Below are 25,072 nucleotides of genomic sequence, written 5' to 3'. Positions count from 1 at the left end.
CACGCCTCTCCGGACGATGATGATTCTGACACCGTAACTCCCCGGACGATTGGCTCCCTATGCAAGGCTGCGATGCCATGAAAAAGCTGCTTACCCTACTCGCCTCGATCTCGCTGTTGGCCAACGTCGGCTGCTCGATGTGCAGTCACCCGTTCGACTACAACTACGCGGCCTACGACGAAGCCCAAATGAGCGGTCATCGCGCTGGCTCGGCCTTCGCTCCTTACAGCACCCAATCGGTCATTACCGAGTCGGCCCCGGTCGAAGTCGAGGGGGAAGTGATCGAAGAGGAAGTCATTTATTACGATGAATCGCAGTCGTAGATAGACTCGACGGCCATTGTATCAGGCTGTCCAAGGCACTCTGAAAAGTTTCTGAACCAGTGCGTAATTCCCGAGAGTTACGCACTTTGCGTTTGCGCGGAAGGCACTGCGTAACTTTGAACGCCTCTATTTTTCGCAATTCAGACGCGCAAACTATCGCTCGAAACGACCTTCAAACGTTCTCGACAGCGCATAAGTGACAAACAATTGCCGTACACTTGGACAATACTTCCTTACAATTTCTCTTGTCCCAGCGAAAACGGTCCGTTTCTGAAAATAAAGGGCTCGCATCGCGTATAAAATTACGGCGAACATTCTCACGTTCGTCCGTCGTTCACGAAGACGGCCGCTTCTTTTCAAGCCCGTCAAAATGGGGTAGCTTGTAGCCCGACTCTTCCGTCATCCCCCTGCGATCCCATCCCCTCAACTTCATTGCCCCATGAGCGAAGCTACGCCTCCGTCCGGTGCCGCGCCGGATGATTCCTCGACCGACGACATCGTCACCACCGTCGATCCACCGACCACTTTCTTCAAGACACTCTCCTGGCTTGGTCCTGGTCTGATTGTCGCTGGTTCGATCGTTGGCTCTGGCGAACTGATCGCGACCACAAAGACCGGCGCCGAAGCAGGCTTCGCGCTGCTTTGGCTGGTCATCCTCGGCTGCATCATCAAAGTGTTCGTGCAAGTCGAGTTCGGCCGTTATACGATCACCTCTGGTAAGACAGCCCTCGATGGGCTCAACGAAATCCCTGGTCCGGCCGTTTCGTTTCGGGCCTGGGGTCAACGGTATCGCGTGAACTGGTTGATGATCTACTGGCTGCTGATGACGCTGGCCAGTCTTGCACAGCTGGGCGGTATCGTCGGAAGTGTCGGTCAAGCTCTGCAAATCAGCATTCCCCTGACCGAAAAGGGACGCACTTATAACGAGTTCGCCAAAGCCCAAGCCGACATTCAAGTGCAGGAAACATTGGCACGCCTGGCAACTGATCGAGGAGACGACGACGCGTTGGCACTCGCCCAGGGACGACTCGAAAAGCTGGAGTCTGGCCTCAGCCCAGAAGCAGTTCGTTACTTGGAACTGCGGCGACAAGTGCAAACCGACCAAGCCGCGTTGGCAGAAGCCTCCGACGAATCGGCCGCCGAGCCGATTGCCACGCGTATTGAAACGGCCCGCGACGAACTGAGCCAAATCAAGTCGTCCGTTGTCAGTCTCGACGACAAGATCTGGGCAGGCATCATCGCGATCATCACTTCGATGCTGCTCTACGTGGGTCGATACCACTTCATTCAAAACTTCTCGACAGTGCTCGTGGCTGGCTTCACGCTGATTACCATTGGCAATCTGTTCGCGTTGCAGTTCTCGCCAGACTGGGCCATCTCTGGCAGCGAAGTTTTAAAAGGGCTTAGCTTTACGTTGCCTGACCCGACCATCGCTGGTACCACTCCGGTGATCACCGCGCTGGCAACGTTCGGCATCATTGGTGTCGGATCGGCGGAACTGATCGCTTACCCCTACTGGTGCGTCGAAAAAGGTTATGCTCGCTTCACCGGCAAACGAGACGAAAGCGACGGCTGGGCCCGGCGTGCAACCGGTTGGCTACGCGTGATGCAGTGGGACGCGTGGGGTTCGATGCTGGTCTACACGTTCGCGACGATCGCGTTTTACCTGTTGGGGGCGGCCATTCTGGGACGCACCGGAATGAATCCGCAGGAGTCCGACTTGATTCGCACGCTGAGCGTCATGTACGAGCCGGTCTTCGGCAGCGTCGCTCCGACGTTGTTTTTGTTCGGCGCGTTTGCGGTGTTGTACTCGACGTTCTTTGTCGCCAACGCGGGTCACGCACGCGTCGATGCCGATGGTGTGCGACTGTTTGGCTTCATTCGGCCGACGAAAACGGCGCTGCACAAAACAGTCTCCGCGTTCAACATCGCGTTTCCTCTGTTTTGCTTCACAGTCTACGCGTTCATTCCGAAGCCTGCCCAGTTGGTGCTGCTGAGCGGGGTGATGCAGGCAATCATGTTGCCGATGCTTTCGATCGCGGCCCTTTATTACCGCTACCTCCGCATTGATCCACGTTTGCGGCCTGGCCTGCTGTGGGACGTAGGGCTGTGGGTCTCGTCGTTTGGCATGCTGATCGCCGGAGGATACTTGTTCTACGCGAAGTTCCCAGAAATCGGCGCGTTGTTCGGTTTGGGCTAAGCAACTGTCGACAATGGCTGGTCCGGGTTTGTAAACCCGCACCACCCCATGTTGGGTTTCGACGGTCGCATAATCGTTACGACCGTTACATTGGTTGCAACGAAACAGTCGGCTTGGATCGATTGTCACGACCGACCGCGTGAGGGAAACCTAGGCTTGAGAAACCGCACTCAAGCTTTGAAGGCCCTCGCATGTCGAACGTGATTGTTCCGCCCGCTTCCCTGTCACACCAAACCGATTCTTCCGCCGTTACCGCTGGTCATGCGAAGGTGGTCCACGTGATCAATGGCGAGCATTATTCCGGGGCCGAACGTGTGCAAGATCTGCTCGGCAAGTGCCTGCCTCATTATGGCTACGATGCCAGTTTCGTTTGCGTTAAGCCTGGAAAATTCACTGAGGCTCGGGCGGACGGAAAGAGTCCTATTTTCGATCTACCGATGCGTCATCGCTTTGACTTGTGGCAAGCGAAGAAACTTGCCGACCTGGTCAAACAGGAACAGTTCGAGGTGATTCATGCGCATACTCCACGGACCGCAATGCTGGCGATGGGGGCTTCCTATTTAACCAGCGTTCCGCTGGTGTATCACGTGCATAGTCCCACCGCGCGCGATTCGACACGCAAGTGGCAGAACTGGATGAATCAAAAGATCGAGCAAACTTCGATCGCCAAAGCAACTCAGCTGGTTTGCGTTTCGCACAGTCTCGCAGGCCACATGCGAACGCTCGGCGTGGGTGAAGACCGGATTTCCGTCGTTCACAACGGTGTGCCGACAGTGGCCGACGTGCCGCAGCGCGAGTTGCCATTCGGTATGTGGACGCTCGGAACGGTGGCTCTGTTCCGTCCTCGCAAGGGTCTGGAAGTATTGCTGCAAGCGATAGCTCAGCTGCGCGAGCGAGGGCATCAAGTTCATCTTCGTGCGGTCGGTCCGTTTGAAACGCCTGAATACGAAGCCGCCATCCACGAGCAAGTTCGCCAGTTGAAACTGGAAGACGCCATCGATTGGGTCGGCTTCACGCGGGACGTGAATGCTCAGTTCCAAAAGATGGATCTGTTCGTCCTGCCTAGCCTGTTCGGCGAAGGCCTGCCGATGGTGGTGCTGGAAGCGATGGCGGCGGGAACGCCCGTGGTGGCGACCGATGTGGAAGGCGTCACCGAAGCGATCGTCGACGGGCAAAGTGGAATTATCGCACGCCCCAACGACGCCGAGCATCTGGCTCAGCGGATCGAGGCCGTTTTGACCGGCCGTGAAGATTGGCGAGCCATACGCGAAACGGCACTCGTCGAGCATGCCCAGTCGTTCTCGGACGAAGCCATGGCCCGGGGCGTCGCCGAGGTTTACGACCAGATTCTCGGCAAAGCGTCTGCTGCAACGTCGCCAAGTGACCAACCGTGTCACGCCGTCGGACGAGAATAGGAAAGTATCGCCAACTGGGTGGGGTGACTTCTCCTCTGGAGCGAGGAGTTGTATCCTACCAATGGCTTGAACTTTCCCTTCCCCATGGACGGCCCGATGGTGATTTCACGCGAATTTGTTTCCTGGGACCGCCCCATCCTGCATTCAGCGGCTGATTGGCTGATTCAGTCGGCGACGGTCTCGCCGGAAGACCTACCTCTGGTCGATCTTTCCGACTGTATGGTTGTCGTGCCGGGTGGTTTGGCTGGTCGCCGATTGGTCGAAATTCTTGTCCAAAAAGTCGAAGCAGCCGGACAATCTTTAATTCCGCCGCAAGTCATCACCGTCGGTTTGCTGCCGGAACATCTGTACGAAGCCAAGCTGCCGTTTGCGTCGGAATTAACGCAGCAGTTTGCCTGGGGGGAAACGCTGCGAAGTTTTGGCCCCGAACCGCTCAAGCCGCTGATCCCCTTCCCCCCGGAAGTGACCGACTTCGGTACCTGGCGAGACTACGGCGATTCAGTTCGTCGGGTTTATCGGGAACTGGTTTCCGAAGCACTCGACTTCACCGAAGTCGCGCAGAAGGCTCACTCGCTGGAAGGTTTTACCGAGCAAGACCGCTGGGATGTGCTCGCGAAGCTACAGAGTGCCTACCTGGCACGGCTCGACAAACTGGAAATGTGGGACAAACAGTCGGCGCGGCTGTACGCCATTAAGAATAACGAATGCCACAGCGATGCCCACATTGTGCTGTTGGCCACCGTCGACTTGAACCGCGCGACGCGGCAGATGCTCGATCAAGTCGCTGGCAAAGCAGGCCGAGTCACCGCGATTGTCGGTGCGCCTGCGCAATGGGAAAACCACTTTGACGAGTATGGCTGCCTGAAAGCGGATGCATGGACCGACGAGGCGATCGATCTCGAATGGCAGTCGGTCGCAATTGTCGACGGTCCAACGCAGCAAGCCGATCAAGCGGCGGGGCTGATCGCGGAAGTCGCACACGATTACTCGGCAAAGGATATTATTGTCGGCCTGCCGGACGAACACCTGCTGGGGGAAGTTCGCCGCATCTTTCACGAGCATGGCTTGAAGGTTCGCTTCGGTCCGGGGCATTCGGTAGTAGGTACGCTACCGTTTCGTTTGATCGAAACCGTCATCGAGCTTTCGCAGACGCGGCAATACCATGCCTTGGCTTCGGCGCTGCGGCACCCGGACTTGTTCCAGACACTGCAGTTCGCGAAGCCCGGGGTCGAAAAGCTCGATAACTGGTTCAATAACCGCTTGCCTGATGTGGTCGACAGCTCCCTTCAAAATGAAGAGATGGCGGAAGCAATCACCAAGCTGGCCGCCCTCGCGGCGCCATTCAGCGGCGAAAAGCGTTCGTTGCCGGAATGGGCCGATCAGGTTCGACAGCTTTTGCTCAGCGTTTATGGCACGCAAACAATCGATTTAGATACCTCCGCCAACTTTCAATTGGCCCGACCGCTGCAAGCGATCAACGATGCGATGGCCCAGTGGAGCGAGATCCCGGAATCGCTTTCGCAGCCGTGCGGGGCGTCGGAGATGTTCCGCGTGCTGCGAAACCAATTAGGTTCGGCAATGATTCCCGCCGAGCATGATGCCGAAGCGGTCGAAGCACTCGGTTGGCTCGAACTGCCGCTGATGGATGCCCCTGTCTGCGTGGTGACCAGCTTCAACGACGGCTTGATCCCCAGTTCGAACTCGGCCGACTTGTTCCTGCCGAATTCCTTGCGAAATTTGTTGGGGCTGGAAGACGACTCGTTGCGTTACGCGCGTGATGCCTACCAGGTTCAAGTCATTCAGCATACGCGTCAGAAAGTGCAGTGGGTTGTTCCCAAGCGAAGTGCCGACGGCGATCCGCTCGCCCCCAGCCGGTTACTGTTCACCGGCAGCACCGACGACTTGGCCCAGCGAGTGCAGAAGTTCTTCGGCACGCCGGAAGACCCTCTCAACGCCGCGAAAGTAGCCAGCGAGGAATCGCAAGACCACCAACAACGAATCGTGATCCCACAGCCAGGCGATCTTGATATCGTCGAAATGCCTCCCTGGGATCGGTTCTCGGCCACTCGAATCAATCAATACTTGAAGTGCCCTTACCGTTTCTTTTTGCGTTACGTGCTGGGCCTTCGTGGCGAAGACGACTGGGCCACCGAACTGGATGGCGGAGCGTTCGGTAACCTGGCACACGACACGCTGCAAGAGTTCGGCACGAGCGACGTGAAGAACTCGACCGACGAGAAAGTCATCTTCGACTTCCTTTCCGCCACCCTCACAGACTTGGCCGAGAAACGTTATGGCAAAAGTCCCCTTGCGACGATCAAGCTGCAGATTGAGCAGCTAAGACTGAGACTCCGGGCCTTCGCGACCGGACAAGCCCAGCACCGGCAAAACGGCTGGGTCATTCATCGCTGCGAAGCGGAAGTCACCGAGCCCTATCCGACCATCGAAGTCGACGGTGTCGAGATCGAACTGGAGGGGCGTATCGACCGCATCGACCACAATCCGGAAACCGGCGATTGGGCCGTTTGGGATTATAAAACAGGCGACAGCGTGAGCGATCCGGAGAAAGACCATCAAACCGGCCCACGCGATGCCAAGGAATGGGTCAGCGTGCAGTTGCCGTTTTATCGTCACCTGGTGAAAAGTGTCGGCGTGCGGGGAGAAGTTTCGCTCGGGTATATTACGCTGCCCAAGCTGGGCGAAGAAGTTCGCTTTCGACAAGCGAAGTGGAAAGAGGCCGATCTCGACGAAGCGGACGCCACCATCCGGCGTGTCATTCGCGACATCCGTTCCGGTAAGTTTTTCCCGCCTGCTGCGGTTCGTTACGAAGATGAATTCTCGCGAATCTGCCAAGATTCGGTCCTCGGAAAATGGGAGCCCGCCACATGAACACCAGCCTGACTCCCTTTCCCAATACGCTCATTCGTGCTTCGGCCGGAAGTGGTAAGACCTATCGTCTTTCCAGTCGCTACCTCGGGATTGTCGCCCACAGTGGTCGACCGGATGAAATCCTCGCGACAACGTTCACGCGCAAAGCGGCCGGGGAAATTCTCGACCGAATCATGATGCGTTTGGCCGTCGCCGCCGCCGATCCGGCCAAGCTTGCAGAGTTGAACGCTTCGCTCGAAGGGCAGCCGCTGACCAAGGAAGACTGCTTGCGAACGCTGCATAAAATTCCGCAGCAGATGCATCGCCTGCAAGTCAAAACGCTCGACAGCCACTTCATTCGCCTGGCTCAGTGCTTCAGCTTTGAATTGGGTTTGCCACCTGATTGGACCATCATCGACGACGTCGACGACCAACGTTTACGGATGGATGCCGTTAACCGCGTGTTAGCTCATCCGGAAACGAAGGAAGTGATCCAGCTGCTGCATTTGCTGAGCAAAGGTAGCTCAGAGCGGAGCGTTTCGCGATTGGTGATGAACCTGGTAAACGAGTTGTACGGCATCTATCTCGAGTCGGACGAGTCGTCGTGGCAGGTCTTATCGATGGCGGCGCCGCCGAAGGAAAAGGAAGTTGAAGAAGCGATTGAAATGCTCGACAGCTATCCGCCGGAACCGAGAGCCCTCAAGAAGGCAATCGTCGCCGATGTCGAGCGATTCCGCGGTCAGCAGTGGGCAAAGTTCCTCGACACCGGCTTGCCGCCGAAGATTATCGCCGGGGCGGACACCTATTTCCGCAAGCCGATTCCGGACGATGTGACGAAGGTGTATCAAACGCTTGTGCGTTACGTGCAAGGAATTCTCATCGGTCGAACCGTCGATCAAAACCGCGGGGCCTATCAACTGCTCGACCGTTTTCACACGCACTACGAACGGCTCAAGTGGCAGCAGCGAGGGTACCGTTTCGAGGACGTGACCCGCAAACTGAGCGAAGCCCTCGAAAACAGTAGCGAAGTGCAGAACCAGTTTCGTTTGGATCGTAAGATTGAACATCTGCTGCTCGACGAATTTCAAGACACCTCGCCGGTGCAATGGGAAGTGATTCGTCCTGTGGCTCAGAAGATTGCCGATCAGCCGAAAGATCGTTCAATCCTTTGCGTCGGGGACATGAAACAGGCCATCTATGCCTGGCGTGGAGGCGTGGCCGAGATTTTCGATGCCGTGCAGAACTCGCTGCCAGGCATCCATCCGGAAGACATGGACCGCAGCTATCGGTCGTCGCCGCTGATCATGGATACCGTCAACCGGATCTTCGGCAACCTCAGTGCGTTTCCTGCCGCGGGAAAAATGCGAAACGGGATCGATCATTGGCTCAAATTCTTTCATCCGCACGAGACGGCCCGAACCGAACTGCCAGGCCACATCACCCTGGAAACGGCTGCGAACGATGCTGCAGGAAAACCGTGCGACGATAAAGTGATCGCACTGACCGCTCGTCGCGTCGCCGAGTTGCATCGCTCGGCCCCGCACATTTCTATTGGTGTGTTGGTTCGCCGCAACGCGACAATCGCTTCGATGATTTATCTTCTGCGCGAGCTCGATGTGATGGCGAGTGAAGAAGGGGGTAACCCGCTTACCGACTCGGCCGCCGTCCAGTTGATGCTGTCGCTGGTGCAGTGGATCGATCACCCGGGGAATACGGCCGCTCGTTTTCATGTAGCGGAGTCGCCGCTGAAAGCGTTGCTCGGCAAGCTACCCAAAAGCGACTCGGAGTGGGAAGCGGTGGCCAATCAGCTTCGCCGCGAACTGCTCGTTGACGGCTACGGCGCCGCCATCAGCCGCTGGGCGAAGTTGCTCCACTCGCAGTGCACTCCGCGGGAACTTCGCCGCCTGGAACAGCTGCAGCGTTTGGCGTTTGCCTATCAATCGAAGGCGACACTGAGGGCGCAGGACTTCGTCCGTTTCATCGAATCGCAGCGAGTCGATGACTCGTCGAGTGCCGCCGTCCGCGTGATGAACATTCACCAATCGAAGGGGCTCGAGTTCGACGCGGTCTTTCTGCCGGAACTTGATAACCGAATTCCTCCCCAGACCGACAGCTTCGTGATTCGCCGCGACGATCAGATTGGCCCGATCAGCGGAGTAACCCATTACGTTTCGGAGTCGCTGCAGCCGATGCTGCCGACCGCCGTGCAAGGGATGTTCGAGGAAACACAGCAGAAGAACGTTGTCGAGTCGCTTTGCGTTTTGTATGTAGCGTTGACGCGAGCGGTGCATGGACTGCACATGGTCATCAAGCCCCGGCCGCAGCCGAAAAGTGGCGGCGACGGCCCCTCGAAGTCGTTCTCGGGCATCATTTTGAACGGCCTGACCGATATCCCTTATCCGCTGGAGCAACAGCTTTTGTACAGCCAAGGGAATCCGGCCTGGTTTGAATCGGTCGAGAAAAAAGCAACCGAGCAAGAGGGAGGTAAGTCGACCGCCGAGACCCGATTGCCCATTCAACTAAAGCCAACCGACGTCGACGCATTGGGCGAGTTTGTCTCGCCATCATCGCTGGAAGGAGGTCGACTTCGCCGCGTGAAGGACCTGCTGAAGGAAGAGACCGTATCGGCTGGCATGCAGTATGGCTCGGCCATGCATCACTGGATGGAGTCGGTAACCTGGCAGAAAACATTCCATGCCGATCGCGATACGATGATAGCCTCGGCGCGAACTTTGTACGGCGACTTTGCGTACGGCAATGCGTTCGATCACTTTCAAAGCGTGCTGCAATCAGACGCCGCGATTGAACTACTGGGTCAACAGACGTACCTCGGCAAGCCATGGTGGGACAATGCCCAGCCAGATGATACGGTAAGTGTTCACGGTGAGTTCCCTTTCGCAATCACGCATCAAGGGAGCGTGCTGCGAGGTTCAATCGACCGCCTGGCGTTGGTCAAGCGAGACGGCCAGGTCATCGCCGCCGACGTGATCGATTTCAAAACCGATACCTTCGATGACGCCAAACAGCTGAAAGATAAAGTCCGGCACTATCGTCCCCAAGTCGATGCCTATCGTGGGGCGGTGGCCCAGATATTCAAGCTTCCCGCAGCGGCCATTCGCGGCACGTTGTTCTTCGTGCATAAGCCGCAGACGATCTGCTGGCGGGAGGAAGGAAACGAATGACGAAATTCATCCACACAGCCGATCTGCACATCGACAGTCCCTTACGCGGGCTGGCCGTACGTGACGAAGCGATGATGCGCCGCGTGCAACGGGCCACGCGAACGGCCCTCGAGCGCGTCATCGATTTGGCGCTGAAAGAACAAGTCGCGTTCGTCGTCATCGCAGGCGATTTGTTCGACGGCGATTGGAAAGACATGCACTCTGGCCAGTGGGCAGCCGGACAGTTTCGCCGCTTGGCCGATGCCAACATCGGCGTCTATTACATTCGTGGCAATCACGACGCGGTCAGTCAGATTCAGCGGAAGATTCGCTGGCCGGACAACGTTGTCGAACTTCCACACGACGAACCAGCGACGATCGTGCTAGAGGATCATGGAGTTGCAATGCATGGCCAAGGGTTCGCCGATCGCGAAGTCACCATCGACCTGGCGGCCAGGTACCCACAGCGAGTCAATGGCATGTTCAATCTCGGCATGCTGCATACCAGCTTGACCGGTAGCGAGCAGCATGACACCTACGCCCCGACGACCATCGAAACACTGCGTGCCCGCGGGTACGACTACTGGGCACTCGGCCACATTCATCTTCGCAATGCCGATCCCCTTTCGACCGAACCGTATGTCGCCTACAGCGGCAACCCTCAAGGCCGACACATCCGCGAGCCTGGAGCGAAGGGATGCTTGATCGGTGAAATCGATGGCGAACATCTGCAGAACGTGACGTTCCACGCCACCGACTCGCTGCGATGGCAAGAGCTGGTCCTCGACGTGACCGGTGAGAAAAGCCTCGACAGCGTTATCGCCAAAGCAGGCGACGTCATCCGCACGGGGCATCATCAGCACGAAGGCCTCGGCTCGGCGTTTCGATTGACTTTTCGTGGGTCGACCCAAGTCCATGAGGAACTTTCCGACTTGATCAAACGAGGGGAGGTTCTGCAGGAACTGCACAGCGCCGCCGAATCGATCGACGACGAAATCTGGATCGAAAAGATTCGCTTTGAAACACAGCCACACGACCAAGCCGTGCTGCATGATGCCCATGACTTATGGGGCTCGATCGCTCAGCAGTTCGACAAAGTCCAAGATAACCCTGACGCACTGAAGCAGCTGGAAGAACTGGTCAAACCGGTGCTCGACAAAGTCAGTGCCCAGCATATTTCCCTGACCGACGATGGCACGCTCGACGAGCGAATGCCGCAATGGATGGCAGCGGCCGAGCAGCTTCTGCGTAGCCGACTGGGGGCAAACAACGCATGAAATTACGCAACCTCGATCTCGAAAACTACGGCATCCATGTCGAGCAAAGCTTTCCGTTTCAGCCGAATAGTTTGCAGCTGATCTACGGCCGCAACGAGGCAGGCAAGTCGACGCTGCTGCAAGCGGTCCGCGAGCTTCTCTTTGGCTTTCAGCATGCCAAAAGCAATCCGTTCGCGCCGGACTCGACCAAAAAGAAGATGAAAGCGACGGCCCGGTTCGTCCTGACCGATGGGCAAGAGATCGAAATCGTTCGTCGGCAAGGCAACAAAAACACCTTGTCGGGACAATACCTCGACAGCGATACCGAGATCGACGAAGAGCATTGGCAACAGCTGATCAGCGGGGCCGATCAGCGGATGTACGAGCATGTCTTTGGGTTCTCGCTGAAAGAGTTGGCCACCGGCGAAGAGAGCTTAAAGGAAGCGAATCTCGACGAAGCCCTTTTCGGCGGCGGACTTGGTCGCCTGCACGACTACAAGCAACTGCTGAAAAACATCGACGAAGAAACAGAAAGCCTGTTCAAAGTTCGTGGTCAAAAGCAAAAGATCAACGCCATCCTTTCAGACATCAAATCACTCAAGCAAGAGCTTAAGGAATCTTCGCTGCGTCCGGCCGAATACGAAGAGTGGTTGACCGAAGCGCGGCGCTGCGAGGAAGAGCTAACGCATCTGAACGCGTCGCTTGATAAAGTCTATCGTCGGCAACAACACCTCGACCGTCTCAAGAAGGCCCATCCACTTTGGATCGAGCGACAGTCGAAGCAGAAACAACTGGCTCAGCTGGAAGCGCCCGAGTCGTTCCCCGCCGATGCCTTAGAAGAACTAACGCAAACGAGACGCCAAGCCGCGAAGCTGAACACGGAGGTCGAAACGCTCGCCGAAGATCTTCGCCAGCTGGATGAAGAGATCGGCGGGATCACGTTCAATGAAGCGGTCATCGAGTCAAGCGAAGCGATTCGTTCGCTACTGTTTGGCATCAAAGAAATGCAAGGCTTCCGCCGCGATCTCCCGTTGCGGCAACAGGAACGCCAGCGTGATCTGGACGAAGCGGCGGCCATTTTGCGGAGGATCGATCCGAAGTTGAAGCTCGACCAGATCGACAAGTTCGAGCTGACGTTGGCCCAGCGAAATAAGATCCAGCAGCTGACCAAAACGTATCAGCGGCTGACGACCGAGATTGCTTCGCACCAACCGGAAGTGGCTCGGCTCGATCGCGAGATTCGTGAACTAGAAGCGGCCATCGATCAGCTTCCACCATCGTCTGCCGAAATGATAGAAAAGCTGGAAGCCAGCCTCGATCCTCTGCGTCAGGCAATCGCTCGCAAGGGAGAACTACAAGCCCAACAACGCCGTCTCGAAACCGATTTGCAGCAAATGCGTGTCGCGATTGATGCTGTCGCCGGTCGATCGCTCGATTTGACATCGCCACTGCCGATTCCGCTCGAACCGACAATTCGTCGTTTCGATGGCGAGCTGCAAACGCTCGATCAACAAATTCGGACTGCCCAGCAGTCGGTCCGCGAAACAGCCGATGAATGTAGCGCTAAACGAGAAGAACTGCGGCGGCTCGAACAAAGTGCTCAGCTGGTATCTGAAGAGGAATTGAAATCGGCTCGCACCGCTCGCGATACCTCTTGGCAAGCGATTCGCGCCAAGTTGCTTGGGGAAGAACAACTTCAGTCTCCGGCCGAGGAAACGACGCACGCCCAACAGTTCGAGCAACAGCTTCACCAGTCCGACCACCTCGCGGATCAGCGGCACCAGTACGCCCAGATGCTTGCCGACCAGCAGTCGATGCAAGCGACGCTTCGTTCGCTGGAAGAACGTCTGGCTGTCCGAGAGAAGCAGTCTGATCAGCTAAAAGAACAACGTGATTCTTTATGGCAGGCCTGGTCCGACGAATGGAAACCAGCGGATATCGTTCCGAAGTCGCCGCAAGAGATGTTGCCTTGGCGAACAGATTATCTTTCCTTGGTCGAAACTCAAGCCGAAATCGTTCGACAACGCGAAGAGATCGAACCGCTCGATCATCGCATCGAAAGCACGCTACAGCTTCTCACAAAGCAAGAGCTTGTCGATCCAGACACGTCGGCAGAAGAAGCAGCCGCTTGGATCGAGTCCTTCCTTAAACGCACCCACACGGAACAGCAGCGACGCGATCAACTGACCAACAAATTGCAGTTGAATCAGGAGACCAGGGCCGCGACGTTCGCTCAGAATGAAACCCGCGAGCAGCAGCTGGCTTCCATCCAAGCCGAGGCCACCGAAATTCTGTCGGTATTCGAAGCCATCGGCGGGGTCGATCTGGAAACCGCGACCGACTTGATTCAAGCCGTCGAAAAAGTGCAAACCAAGTTGGCCAGCGCCGCGGGAATGCAGCAGCGAATCGCCGACATGGAAGTGGGGCTCGCTCAGTTCGCCGATCAAGTGGAAGCGGTTGTCACCGCGACCGGAGAGTCTGTGGAAGACCTTTCTCCTGAGGCATCCGCCCAACGCCTCGGCACGCTTCTCTCTGATGCGGAGAACTTAAAAGGCCGTCGCAAAGAACTGGAAATCAAGCGTACCGAGCGTGCTCGATCGCTGGAGACAAGCCAGAAGGAGCTCGCCGAAATCGAAGCGAGGCTGGCCCAATGGCGATCGCATATCGATGCGACCGATGACGATCAGCTGGAAGTGGTTTCGCGAATTGTTCGCGAGCAAAAACAGTTGCAGCAAGAACTTGCGGTGCTGGAAAACAACTTGGCGATCGTCCGCGAATCGGAACCGGCAGACGCTTTCGAGAAAGCGCTGAGCGAGTTAGACGTCGACGGTTTGACGCTCGATCTTTCTTCGGCGACCAATGAATTTGCGGAAACTAAAGAACAACAAGGGCGGGTCAATCAGCGGCTCGGCGAGTTCAAGCACAAACTTCGCGATGTTGACCAAACCAGCCGCGCGGTAATGGCCCAAGGCAAGATCGAAGCGTTTCAAGCCGAGCTTTCCGATTGTCTCGATCGACTGGGACCGCTGTTGATCGCCCGCGAGATGCTGGACCGTGCGATGTTGGCATTTCGCGAAGAGAACTCCGGCCAGCTACTTTCGATCATCACAACGTTGCTCGAGCAGATGACCGAAGGACGCTATACGAAGGTGGAGCACGATCCCGACAAGGAAGGGGGACTGATCTTGAGCGGCCCGAACGACTTGCGGCGGAAACCGGCCGAGCTAAGTACCGGGACGCGGGAACAGCTTTACCTTGCCATTCGCCTGGCATACATTCAGCATTACTGCGAAGGGGCTCAGCCGCTCCCGGTTTTGATGGATGACATCTTGGTCAATTTCGATGACGCTCGACAGCTGGCCACGCTGAAAGTGTTGATGCAGTTCAGTGAGCGAATCCAGATTATCATGCTGACATGCCATGAACCGTTGATCGAAAAAGTTCAATCGCTGAGCGATGCGATTGAAGTAACCCGGATCGACGGTCAGGCCGTCGCCGAGGCTTCCCCAAAGCCAAAGACAAAACGTAAGAAGTCGCCCGACAAATCCTCGACGCCAAGCTTGTTTTAATATGTCCGACGAATTGGTAGCCTTTTTTGCCTATGGCACGCTCAAGCGGGGCGAAGTCCGTGAAAACTGTTGGCCCTGTCGACCGGTTGCGGTGCTGCGTGGATCGACGCCAGGCTCACTGTGGCAAGTGGCCGACTACCCAGGACTGAAGCTGGAAGGAGACACACGCGTACTGGGCGAGATTTGGTTGTTCAAAGCGAAGCAGGAACAACGCGTGCTCGATGTACTCGACGAAGTCGAAGGTTATCCTTCGCTGTACACGCGGGAAGCGGTCGACTGCGAAACGCTCGATGGACAACCGATCACAGCAACAACGTACGTCTTCAACAAACCAATCCTGCCCAACTACGAGGCCGTCCCTGCGGATAACCAAGGAATGGTCAACTGGACAGGAAATTCTCAGCGTTTCGCGTAGACTTCGGCCATCTTTTCGACGCGTGCTTTGATCGCTTCCCGGGTCGATTTCGGAGCGAGCACTTCTGCTTCCGGTCCCAATGCTAACACGCGGGGAATGATTTCCAGTTCGTGGGCTGCTTTCACCGTGAGCGTGATGCTGCCGTCGTCGTGGCGATCGATCTTTTGTTCCGGGTGCCATGGGTCTTCGATCACCCAATTGGCGGCTACTGCGGAGACTTTGATTTTAAAGTCCATCGATTCATGAGCCGCGAAGATTCCGATCGATCCACCGAGATGCTCTTCAAGATCGAAGTCTTTCGGCACTTTGAAATAGTCGTCGGTCACTTCCGCCTTTTTGAATCGGTCGAGCTTCCAGTGACGAATGCGGTCAGGATCGTCCTCGGGCAGTTCGTTGGCTGCCGCGACAATGTAGATACTGCCTTGATGAAATACGATGCCGTACGGTTCGAGCCGACGTTGACTCGGCGAAGGTTGTCCCGGCTTTTGATAGGCGACTTCCACGACACGATGTTGATGGATGGCGCGGTTTAAGTTCTTCAGCGTTCCTTCCTGGGCGGAATAGTTCTTCGACGCGAGCCCAGTAACGTACAGCACCTGGCGATATTTGCGGTAATGGTCCCACGTTCCTTCCGGAAGTTGCTCTTGGATTTTCGACCAGAACGATTCGACGCCGACCCAAAATGGTGTGCCGGAAAGGGGCAACAGCAAGTCCCGTCCGAGCGAAAGAGCAATCAACTCGGTGGCGGTGGCGGTGATCTTGTGCATCCCGCGACCGCTGGCCCCTAGCTTCCAGACGCGGCCGCGGCCAGAGTCGTGCACGTCGATATCGAGCCCTGCTGCTTGCAGCGATTCAATATCGCGGCGAACGGTGCGTGTGTGCAGCGAAGAAAGCCCCAGTTCGTCGACCAGCGAATCACGGATCTCTTCCAACAAGCAGCCGTAGCGGTACCGTTCGAGGATCTGCAGAATCTTGTGCTGTCGAATGAGTTGCTCGTTGCGTGCCATGCTGTTTGCCTCCGTGCCAAATCGGTGAACCGCAGTTTTCCAAGTGTACCCAACCGCATCGGCCGATGCCATTCACCACTCGTTTGCTGCTTGAAAAGTGAGAGCGAGCCAAATAGCTACTTGTTGAACGTTCGCTTTTCGCGAAGCAGATGATGATAGTGCTGGGCAAAGCGATGCGATTCGTCGCGTACGTACTGCAGCAGTCTTAACGCAAACGAATGACGGCTCAGCCGGATTGGTTCGGTTTGGCCAGGGCGGAAAATTTCTTCCTCCCGCTTAGCCAACGAGATGACGGTCGGCGGTTCAATTCTCAGATCGCGAAACGCAGCCATCGCGGCATTCAACTGCCCCTTACCACCGTCGATCAGCAAGATATCGGGAAAGACCTCGGAACTATCGCTTAGGCGTTTAAAACGTCGCGCGACAACTTCGTGAATGCTACGAAAGTCGTCGATGCCATCGACACCGCGAATCTTGAAGCGGCGGTATCCAGGCTTGAAGGGTAGGCCGTCGAGAAACTGCACGAGGCTCGCCACGGTATCGTTGCCGCCGAGATGGGCGATATCGACCCCTTCGATCGTTCGTGGTGTTTCCGCCAAACCGAGCACTTTCCGTAGCCCAGCGAGCCCCTTCTTGGGATCAACGTAAAAGACTTCCGGCTGAGCGTGTGTTTCCAGTTCGCCTCGCTCGTCAAGCCGTTCGAGCATCGTGATTTCGTCACGCAGCTTGGCCGCTTTTTCAAACTCGAGCTTCTTCGAGGCCTCCAGCATTTCGTCCTGCAGCTGCTTTACGAGCCGGGTACGATTGCCTTCCAAAAACATCTGCAGGCGGCGAATGTCTTTGCGGTACTCCTCCTTGCTGATTCGCAAATTACAAGGAGCCGTGCATTGATCGATGCTGGCCAACAGACAAGGACGAAACCATTTCCAGCGTTCGTCGTTTTCGTCGATATCCAAGTCGCACGTACGAAACTTGAAGATCCGCTGCAATACCTGGATCGCGCCGCGTAGGGCACTCGCACTGGTGAATGGCCCGTACAGTTTGGCGTTCTTATCTTGCGGTTCCCGGGTAAATTCGACTCGGGGAAAATCCTCCCGTTGCGTGATCATCAAATAAGGGAACGTTTTGTCGTCTTTTTGCTCTTTGTTGTATTTCGGCTGGACATCTTTGATCAGCCGCGACTCGGCCAGCAGGGCGTCGACTTCACTTTCCGTTTCCAGGAAGTCGGCGTCAGCGATTTCGTTGACCCAGTACCCTGTGCGTTGATCGACGGCCGCTTCCGCCAAAAAGTAGCTGCTGGCACGCGAGCGCAGATTCTTCGCTTTGCCAACGTAGATAACGCGGCCCTTGTCGTCCTTGAAAATATAAACGCCGGAAGTAGTCGGAAATTTACGGACTTTGTCCGCAGTCACCGTAAACGCTACATGCTCTGCCGGTCGGCCTTCGGTTGGCGTCGGTTCGGGGGAGTCGGAAGGTGTTCCTTCTTCGAGATTCTCTGCCATGATCCACAAGGGCTAGGGTGTACAAGATTCCATCACTTGATTTTAACCCGAGCCCTGATTTTGGACAGTCCGAACCTGATCTCGACGAGCGATTACGAAGCCTTCTTCGTTGCGTGTACCCGCACACTGGCCGCATATTGGTTGACGTCGAACTTCTTCAGCACGTCTGCCAAGCCATCGTGCAGCGATGCGTCGCTTTTCTCCTCTTCCGAAGAACCACAGCAGCTACTACCACTATCGGCGGCTTGGGCATAGGCGTTTAAGTCCGAACCTGTATCGGTGACGGTTACCGCGTCGAACCCTGCTTCGGCAAGCTTGGCATGGTATTCATCCACCAAGATTGCTCCTGAGATACAGCCGACGTATGCCTCAAAGCTTCCCTTTACCTCTTCAGGTAATGCCTGCTTAAGAGCGATATCGCTGATCGCGACGCGACCGCCAGGTTTCAGAATCCGCAGGACTTCACGAAAGACGGCAGGCTTATCATCGACCAAGTTAATCACGCAATTGCTGATCACACAGTCAACCGAATTGTCAGCTAAGGGAATCTGATCGATTGTCGCGTGATGGAACTCAACGTTGGTGAGGCCAGCTTTTTCGGCGCTTTCCCGCGCCCGCTGCAGCATCTCTTCGGTCATGTCGATACCAATCGACTTGCCCGTTTCGCCGACTTTATTCGCAGCGAGAAATACATCCATACCGCCGCCGCAGCCCAAGTCAACGACAACTTCCCCTTCTTTCACGCCTGCCAACGCCAAAGGATTTCCGCACGATAAGCCCATGTTGGCCTGGCTTGGTAGAAGTTCTAGCTCTTCCTGGGAATAGCCAAACGCCATCGCGACGGAACGCACGGCTTCCGACTCATTAGAGAGCTGGCTTTTGGCAACCGAGGCGTACTGCTCGCGGACGTTGTTGGTGTTGCACGAATCACTCATGATGGGGCTTTCATTTCTAATGGTTCGGAGAAACGCGGGAATGTGAAGCGTTCCATCCCCTTAAATCGAATATCGTCGATCAACGATTTTGAATCGCAAAAAATAGGCTACAGTCGAGCGACAAACGCCTTCAACTGCTTGAGCCGTTTGGGGTCGATGCAGTAGCAAACCTTGGGACCATCAATTTCGCCCTGCACGAGGCCTGACTCTTTCAAGATTTTCAAATGCTGCGAAACGGTCGACTGAGCCAAAGGAAGCTGGTCAACGATCTCGCCGCAGACGCAAGACTTTCTGGCAAGCAAGTAACGCACAATCTGTACACGAGCCGGGTGAGCGATCGCCCACGCTAAATTCGCGAAGTCTTCGGCGGTCGGGTCGGTTTTGGCAGGGATTACTTTAGTACGCACAGCAAAGCTCTTCAAACGTTAATCGTCGATACACGATAAATCTATCGCTTGACTCAGTAGAGGTCAAGCAACAAAAAGACCAGCACCAAGATTGGCGCCGGTCTTTTGGCGAGTGAATTTTCAGCCGAAATTACTTAGACACTGTCGGCGAAAGCTTTGAGGTCTTTCTCGAAAGCATCAAGCCGCTCGGTCATTTCTTCCTGGGCAGCGTCCAGCAGCGAGAGCTGTTCGGCAGCGACGTACGTGAACATATAGAACTTCACCTTGGGTTCGGTTCCCGACGGACGCACGGCGACGTAGTTGTCGTCTTCCAGGTCCAAAATCACCATGTTCCCCTTAGGACCATTCAAGGGCGAAGTCTTGCCGTCGGTGGTGGTGATGGTGTCGCTCAAGTAATCACGCACTTGAAGCAGCTTCAAACCGCCGACGCTTTGAGGTGGTTCCTGCCGGAACTTACCCATCAGCTTTTGCATGTTGGCCATGCCTTCGCTGCCAGGCATCTTTTGATTGAGCAGACGTTCGGCATGGTAGCCATGTTGCCACCAAAGCGACTCAAGCTTTTCGTGCAGCGACTTGCCTTCCTTCTTGCAATTGGCTGCCAACTCGGCGAGCAGCATCGCAGCCACAGCAGCGTCTTTATCGCGTGCATACTGGCCAACGAGGTATCCGTGCGATTCCTCGCAACCGAAGAGGAACTTGTCCGGTCCTTCTTCGTCCATCGTGCCGCCGATCCATTTGAAACCGACCTGCAAATTGCCACAGGTTTTCACGCCATAGCTATCAGCAATGCGGCGAGCCATCTCGGTGGTGACCAACGTTTTGACGATGTAATGTTCCGGAGTCAGGCCACCACCTTTTTTCCGTTCGGAAAGAACGTGATCGCACAGCAGTGCTGCGATTTGATTACCGGTGAAGGTGCCCCAATCGCCCTTGGTATCCATCGTTTTGGGAGCCGCACAACCGACTCGATCACAGTCAGGATCGGTCGCGAGGATCAGTTCGGTCCCGTCTTGTTTTGCTTGTTCGATGATAGCATCGAATACCGCTGGGTTTTCCGGATTCGAGACATGCTCTGGCACGTTGGGAAAGTCGCCATTGGGCTCTTCATGCGGACCAAAGATCGAAATGTCGTTGAAGTTATCGGCCTTCAACGCTGGCATCACGGCCGAAGCCCCAACGCCATGCAGTGGCGAATAAAGAATCTTCAAGTCGCGAGGGCCATCGAACTTCTGCTGAGCCACGTTGCTGATGAACGCTTCGTCTGTTTCCTGAGTACAGATGACCACTTTGCCATCGTTGACGGCGGCGTCGAATTCAACACCCAGCGGAATTTCCTGGACGTTCATCACGTTGTCGATGATCTTTTTGTCGTGCGGAGGCATGACCTGACCGCCGGTCGACCAGTAAACCTTGACGGCGTTATCGCTCGGAGGATTGTGGCTTGCAGTCACCATGATGCCGCACGAGCATTTCTTATAACGAACGAGAAACGATAGTTCTGGCGTGCTGCGATAATCGTCCAGGAAGTAAACGGTGAATCCGTTAGAAACCATGATTCGGGCACAAAGCTCAGCAAACTCGCGCGAACGGTGACGCGTATCGTAGGCGATCGCACAGGAATGATCCCCTTCGACGCTGCTCTTCACGTACTCGGCAAGTCCTTGGGCACTTTCGCCAATGGTACGTTCGTTGATCGCGTTCGAGCCGATCGGGTACATTTTGCCACGACGTCCGCCGGTACCGAAGGGGATGATCGTCCAGAAAGCGTCGTCCAGTTCCTTCCACTTGCCGGAACTGATGTGCTCGGCCACCTGAGAGGCGTAGCGGGCATAGCGGTCTTCAGTCAGCCAGATTTCGATGTTATCGGCAGCAGAGGCCGTGATCTTCGCGTCGGCCGTGGCCTGCTTGACTTGTTCGAGAAGTGCCGTGGTATCGATATCGCTGCCGCTCATGAATCATCCCCATTGTTAGGTCTACCAGAATAACTCGATTTTAAAGGAACCCCCGTGCTGCCATCAATTGGGGCGGATGGCTGGGCATGAATTCTTCACTTTCAGGCGGTGCCGAAGAAATCGATCGCGGCAAGCTGGCCTATTTTGTTTTATAGTAGGGAAGCTCGCTCTTTCGCCGAACGATCTGCCCATAACACCTTTGCCGAGTCGACCTAGCAAGATGCAACAACCGATCATCAGCGTGTCCGGATTACGCGGAATTTTAGGATTGAGCCTTTCGCCGGAGACGATCAGCCGATATGTCGCGGCATTTGTCGAACAACTGCCTGAGGGAAGCATCTTGCTATCCCGCGACGGTCGCCCCAGCGGCTGGGCGATTGGCGACATCGTAAAAGGAACGATCAATCTGCTTGGTCGGGATGTGATTGACGTTGGTATCGCGGCGACCCCCTCAGTGGGTATCTTGCTGCGGGAAAATCGCTGCACTGGCGGTATCCAAATTTCCGCCAGCCACAATCCTCCGGAATATAACGGCATTAAGCTGATGGGAGCCGACGGGCGAGTTATTTCGGCCGAAAAGGGTGCCCAGGTCAAAGATGCCTACCAAAGCCAACCGATCACATGGGCGCCATGGGACGAGATTGGTTCGAGCACTCCTTGCCAAGACACGACGTCCGCCCACATCGAAAAAGTCTTCGCCACGATTTCGCCGGAACCGATTGCGAAGAAGAAATTCAAAGTCTTACTGGACAGCAACGGTGGGTCTGGCAGCATCGTCGGCGTGAAACTGCTTGAACAGTTGGGCTGCGAAGTGGAACTGATCGGCGGCGATCCAAACGGCCATTTTCTTCATCCAGCGGAACCGACCGAAACAAACTTGAAATCGATTTCTGAACTGGTTGCAGGCGGGAAGTTCGACGTCGCATTCTGCCAAGACCCTGATGCCGACCGCTTGGCCGTGATTGACGAAAAAGGGCGTTACATCGGCGAAGAGTACACCGTGGCTTTGTGTCTGCAAAACGTGCTGGCCAAACGAAAAGGAAACGTCGTCATCAATGGTGCCACTAGCCGCATGAACGAAGAGGTGGCCAAATCGTTTAAATGCTCGATGTTCCGTTCGGCAGTGGGTGAAGCGAATGTCACGCAAGAGATGATGCTACGCGACGCGGTCTTCGGCGGCGAAGGCAACGGCGGGCCGATCGACCCCCAAGTCGGCTACATTCGGGACAGCTTCGTCGGTATGGCCAACATTTTGGAACTGATGACCAAAAAGAAAAAGCCCATCAGCAAACTAGCCGATGCCCTGCCCCGCTACGAAATCGTTAAACATAAAGTCGAAATGAGCCCGGAAGAACTGGCCGCAGGGTTCGACCGCCTCAAGCATCACTACGCCGACGCCGATCTGAACGAAGAGGATGGGCTTCGCTTTACCTGGAAAGACCGCTGGCTGATCGCCCGAGCCAGTAACACCGAACCGATCATCCGCGTGATTGCCGAATCGAAGTCGTTCGATGAAAGCGAAGATATGTGCATCGCGGCGACACGAACGCTGCGAGGCATTTAGACTCACACGTTGGCATGCGTTACTCTTCGACTTTTTCCGCCGTGTAGATGATGCAGGTTTGACTTCCGGTCATCGCATTAGGACGGTCGAGGCCGGTATCGGGGATGCATATTTCCAGCCGGTTGCCTTCGAGCTGATAGATGGCGAGTTTCGCCTGTCCACTCTTGGTGAAGTCGATCTGCGATGGTGTCGCGTTCCGATCCACGTGAGTTATATCTCCCAGGAAGATGACACCACCATTGTCGGATGTCAGCTCGGCACTGCCATTCTGGAAGTTTAGATAGGTCCCTGGCAATTCGATGGGACCGGCCCCTTTGGTGGTCGAAACGACTTTCCATTTCCCTTCGAGCTCTTCCACCGTTTGGCCACTAGGCGAACTTTCCGCTGGCCTTTCTCCCGACGAAGTGTCCGACATGGTGTGACTTTCAGCGTCTCCCGATGCAGGGTCGATTTCACTGGTCACAGCATCGCAGCCAATTGATACCACACCCAACGTTAGCAGTGCAAACGTCACTAAACGAAACCGTTTCATCTCACGTTACCTCGCGTCCGCAGAGCAATGTCGTCGTAAATCGTGCTGAGATCACAATGTCGCGGCTATCTTAGCGGGCCGCATTGACTTGGGCAAAAATTAATAAACTGCCAGGTCAATACGGCCACCGCAAAGATTCTCATCACCTCTGACTAAATCAGTATTCAGGGGATGTCTATCACGAGAAATTACGTCTCTTAGGGTTCTGATTAAGCTCCGTATATTTCGATTCCAAATTACGCGATTTTCATTTTGTCACGCGGCCATTGCAAAAAAGAAACACATCTCAATTTGGCCTTCAACCCTTCCGCTGTAACAGTAGAATCGGTTAGCTACTCCAGAATTTTCCTAACACTGCCTCACCGATTTCTGATCGGTAGTGTTTTCGAGAAGCCACATTGCTATTCAACTTTTCCAACTAGGGAGTCCTCTTCATGCTTCGTTTCCGTTCCCAGAAAAAGGGGTTCACGCTTGTTGAACTTCTCGTGGTAATTGCCATTATCGGCGTTCTGATCGCGTTGTTGCTGCCAGCCGTTCAACAGGCGCGTGAAGCAGCTCGACGAATGCAGTGCACCAACAACCTGAAACAGTGGACGCTGGCCACGCATATGCACATCGATACCTACAGCGATTGGTTCCCGCTGGGTGGCATGAACGGTACCGACAACCCCACCAAAGTTCAAAACGGTAATTCGTATCACCGTATTACTTGGGCCGTTCAGCTTTGGCCATTCATTGAACAATCGAACTTGTACGATCAGTACGATTTAAACAAGCCGTTCTACCAATCGCCGAACATCGAAACGCTTCGTGTCCCTGTCGATGGATACTACTGCCCTTCCGATAAAGTGGGAGCAACCCAAGACAAGAGCGATCAGTACTGGCGCGTCATGGGGAATTATGTCGGCAACATGGGAAATGCACATTTGCACCATACCAGTGCAGACGCTGCGGCCTGGAAAGGCTCGCCATTCCGTATCCGCCACGTCTCGCGTTTAAGCGAAGTGACCGACGGGACATCCAACACGGCTTGTTTCTCTGAAATCTTGATTGCCTCGCCGGATGCGTTGGACGACACGCGTGGGGATATGCTGAACAACGAAGGCAGCCCTGGCTTCATGTCGCTGCTAACGCCCAACTCTTCGAGCCCCGACCTTTGCCGTCAGTGCAAAGCGTCCACGATGGATCCAACTTCGGCCGACTTCCGCCGCATGCCATGCTCGACGGTCGGTCAAAACCACGAATCGTACATCGCCGCACGAAGCAATCACCCAGGCGGCGTGATGGTCAGCATGTGTGACGGTTCGGTCCGCTTCGTTTCGGAAACGGTCAACCAATCGGTCTGGGAAGGCTTGCTGTCGACGTTTGGCGGCGAAGTGGTCGAAACTCCTTAGTCTTGGCCTGTTGTTTGCAATCAAGTGAACAGCCACGTGATCTGCCGCACGTGGCTGTTGCTTTGCCCACCGACTCTTATGCTTATCTCCTGGAGACAATTCATGCGTTACCCTGCGTTAGCCATTATCGGAATCCTTAGCAGCACAATGCTGCTTACTGGCTGCGGCTCTGGATCGAAGTCTGGCGAAGTCGAAGTCAAAGGAACGGCAACCATCGACGGCGAACCGATTCCCAACGGATCGATCTCGTTCATTGCTGCTGACAAGTCCGCCCCAACCGGTGGTGGCGTCATTAAAGATGGCCAGTTCACCGCTTTCACGATGCCAGGTCCCAAGAAAGTGCTGGTGGTCGGCAACAAAGTGGTTGGTCAGGAAAAGCTGTACGACACGCCCGATAGCCCAACACGTGACAAGCTGGAAAGCATCGTCCCGCCGCAGTATCAGGCAGAACGAACTACGCCGCTGGAAGTAACTATCGAAGGCCCACAAGACGATCTCAAGCTGGAATTGAACAGCAAAGCGAAGTAGTTCCGCTACGTAGTCCTTACTCAGGCATTGCAGATGTCACTCCT

General features: G+C 55.5%; 17 protein-coding genes. 11 read left to right on the top strand and 6 right to left on the bottom strand.

The window, feature by feature from the left end:
• Positions 1-77: 77 nt before the first annotated feature.
• The 8 genes from LA756_RS25105 to LA756_RS25070 all read left to right on the top strand — a co-directional run bounded on the left by LA756_RS25105 (position 78) and on the right by LA756_RS25070 (position 15,207).
• Positions 78-323 (top strand): hypothetical protein, encoded by a 246-nt coding sequence (locus LA756_RS25105; RefSeq protein WP_224437466.1) that lies wholly within the window; start codon positions 78-80, stop codon positions 321-323.
• A 439-nt stretch (positions 324-762) separates the two neighbouring features.
• Complete coding sequence (locus tag LA756_RS25100; protein WP_224437465.1) at positions 763-2,523, top strand: Nramp family divalent metal transporter; 1,761 nt, start codon at positions 763-765, stop codon at positions 2,521-2,523.
• 191 nt (positions 2,524-2,714) lie between these two features.
• Positions 2,715-3,938, top strand: coding sequence for a glycosyltransferase family 4 protein (locus tag LA756_RS25095; RefSeq protein ID WP_224437464.1), 1,224 nt, complete (start codon positions 2,715-2,717; stop codon positions 3,936-3,938).
• A gap of 48 nt (positions 3,939-3,986) precedes the next feature.
• A complete protein-coding gene (locus LA756_RS25090; protein ID WP_224437463.1) occupies positions 3,987-6,827 on the top strand; it encodes a PD-(D/E)XK nuclease family protein in 2,841 nt (946 codons plus the stop codon).
• The gene (locus LA756_RS25085; protein WP_224437462.1) at positions 6,824-9,988 is read left to right on the top strand and encodes an exodeoxyribonuclease V subunit beta; all 3,165 of its coding nucleotides are present in this window, start codon (positions 6,824-6,826) and stop codon (positions 9,986-9,988) included. Before LA756_RS25090 ends, LA756_RS25085 begins: the two co-directional genes overlap by 4 nt.
• Positions 9,985-11,244 (top strand): DNA repair exonuclease, encoded by a 1,260-nt coding sequence (locus tag LA756_RS25080; RefSeq protein WP_224437461.1) that lies wholly within the window; start codon positions 9,985-9,987, stop codon positions 11,242-11,244. Before LA756_RS25085 ends, LA756_RS25080 begins: the two co-directional genes overlap by 4 nt.
• Positions 11,241-14,792, top strand: coding sequence for an AAA family ATPase (locus tag LA756_RS25075; protein ID WP_224437460.1), 3,552 nt, complete (start codon positions 11,241-11,243; stop codon positions 14,790-14,792). The genes LA756_RS25080 and LA756_RS25075 overlap by 4 nt, the downstream gene beginning before the upstream one ends.
• A gap of 1 nt (position 14,793) precedes the next feature.
• A complete protein-coding gene (locus LA756_RS25070; protein ID WP_224437459.1) occupies positions 14,794-15,207 on the top strand; it encodes a gamma-glutamylcyclotransferase in 414 nt (137 codons plus the stop codon).
• Here the strand turns inward: LA756_RS25070 and LA756_RS25065 are convergent.
• The 5 genes from LA756_RS25065 to LA756_RS25045 form a co-directional block, all read right to left on the bottom strand.
• Positions 15,192-16,214: a YafY family protein gene (locus LA756_RS25065; RefSeq protein WP_224437458.1), complete on the bottom strand. Its 1,023-nt coding sequence runs from the start codon at positions 16,212-16,214 to the stop codon at positions 15,192-15,194. The genes LA756_RS25070 and LA756_RS25065 overlap by 16 nt on opposite strands.
• A gap of 116 nt (positions 16,215-16,330) precedes the next feature.
• The gene (locus LA756_RS25060; protein ID WP_224437457.1) at positions 16,331-17,716 is read right to left on the bottom strand and encodes an excinuclease ABC subunit UvrC; all 1,386 of its coding nucleotides are present in this window, start codon (positions 17,714-17,716) and stop codon (positions 16,331-16,333) included.
• Between the two features lie 92 nt (positions 17,717-17,808).
• Entirely contained in the window at positions 17,809-18,651 is an 843-nt protein-coding gene (arsM, locus tag LA756_RS25055) for an arsenite methyltransferase (protein ID WP_224437456.1), read from the bottom strand.
• Between the two features lie 107 nt (positions 18,652-18,758).
• Complete coding sequence (locus tag LA756_RS25050; RefSeq protein ID WP_224440435.1) at positions 18,759-19,043, bottom strand: helix-turn-helix transcriptional regulator; 285 nt, start codon at positions 19,041-19,043, stop codon at positions 18,759-18,761.
• Positions 19,044-19,192: 149 nt separating this feature from the next.
• Entirely contained in the window at positions 19,193-21,010 is a 1,818-nt protein-coding gene (locus LA756_RS25045; protein WP_224437455.1) for a phospho-sugar mutase, read from the bottom strand.
• Between the two features lie 268 nt (positions 21,011-21,278).
• Here LA756_RS25045 and LA756_RS25040 point away from each other — a divergent pair, with 268 nt between their 5' ends.
• Positions 21,279-22,574 carry a phosphoglucosamine mutase gene (locus LA756_RS25040; protein ID WP_261362061.1) on the top strand — a complete coding sequence of 432 codons (1,296 nt, stop codon included), beginning with the start codon at positions 21,279-21,281 and terminating at the stop codon, positions 22,572-22,574.
• A gap of 19 nt (positions 22,575-22,593) precedes the next feature.
• Here LA756_RS25040 and LA756_RS25035 read toward each other — a convergent pair whose 3' ends face one another.
• Complete coding sequence (locus tag LA756_RS25035) at positions 22,594-23,106, bottom strand: hypothetical protein (protein ID WP_224437453.1); 513 nt, start codon at positions 23,104-23,106, stop codon at positions 22,594-22,596.
• A gap of 434 nt (positions 23,107-23,540) precedes the next feature.
• On the opposite strand from LA756_RS25035, the gene LA756_RS25030 reads away from it, so the two are divergent.
• Together LA756_RS25030 and LA756_RS25025 are read left to right on the top strand one after the other, a co-directional pair.
• Positions 23,541-24,500, top strand: a complete 960-nt coding sequence (locus LA756_RS25030) for a DUF1559 domain-containing protein (RefSeq protein ID WP_224437452.1) — start codon at positions 23,541-23,543, stop codon at positions 24,498-24,500.
• 102 nt (positions 24,501-24,602) lie between these two features.
• A complete protein-coding gene (locus tag LA756_RS25025) occupies positions 24,603-25,028 on the top strand; it encodes a hypothetical protein (protein WP_224437451.1) in 426 nt (141 codons plus the stop codon).
• Positions 25,029-25,072 lie beyond the last annotated feature (44 nt).

It is taken from the genome of Bremerella sp. TYQ1 (assembly GCF_020150455.1).
GTDB classification, from domain to species: Bacteria; Planctomycetota; Planctomycetia; order Pirellulales; family Pirellulaceae; genus Bremerella; species Bremerella volcania_A.
Note: the sequence above shows the minus strand (reverse complement) of the source record. Positions and strands in the feature narration are given on the sequence as shown.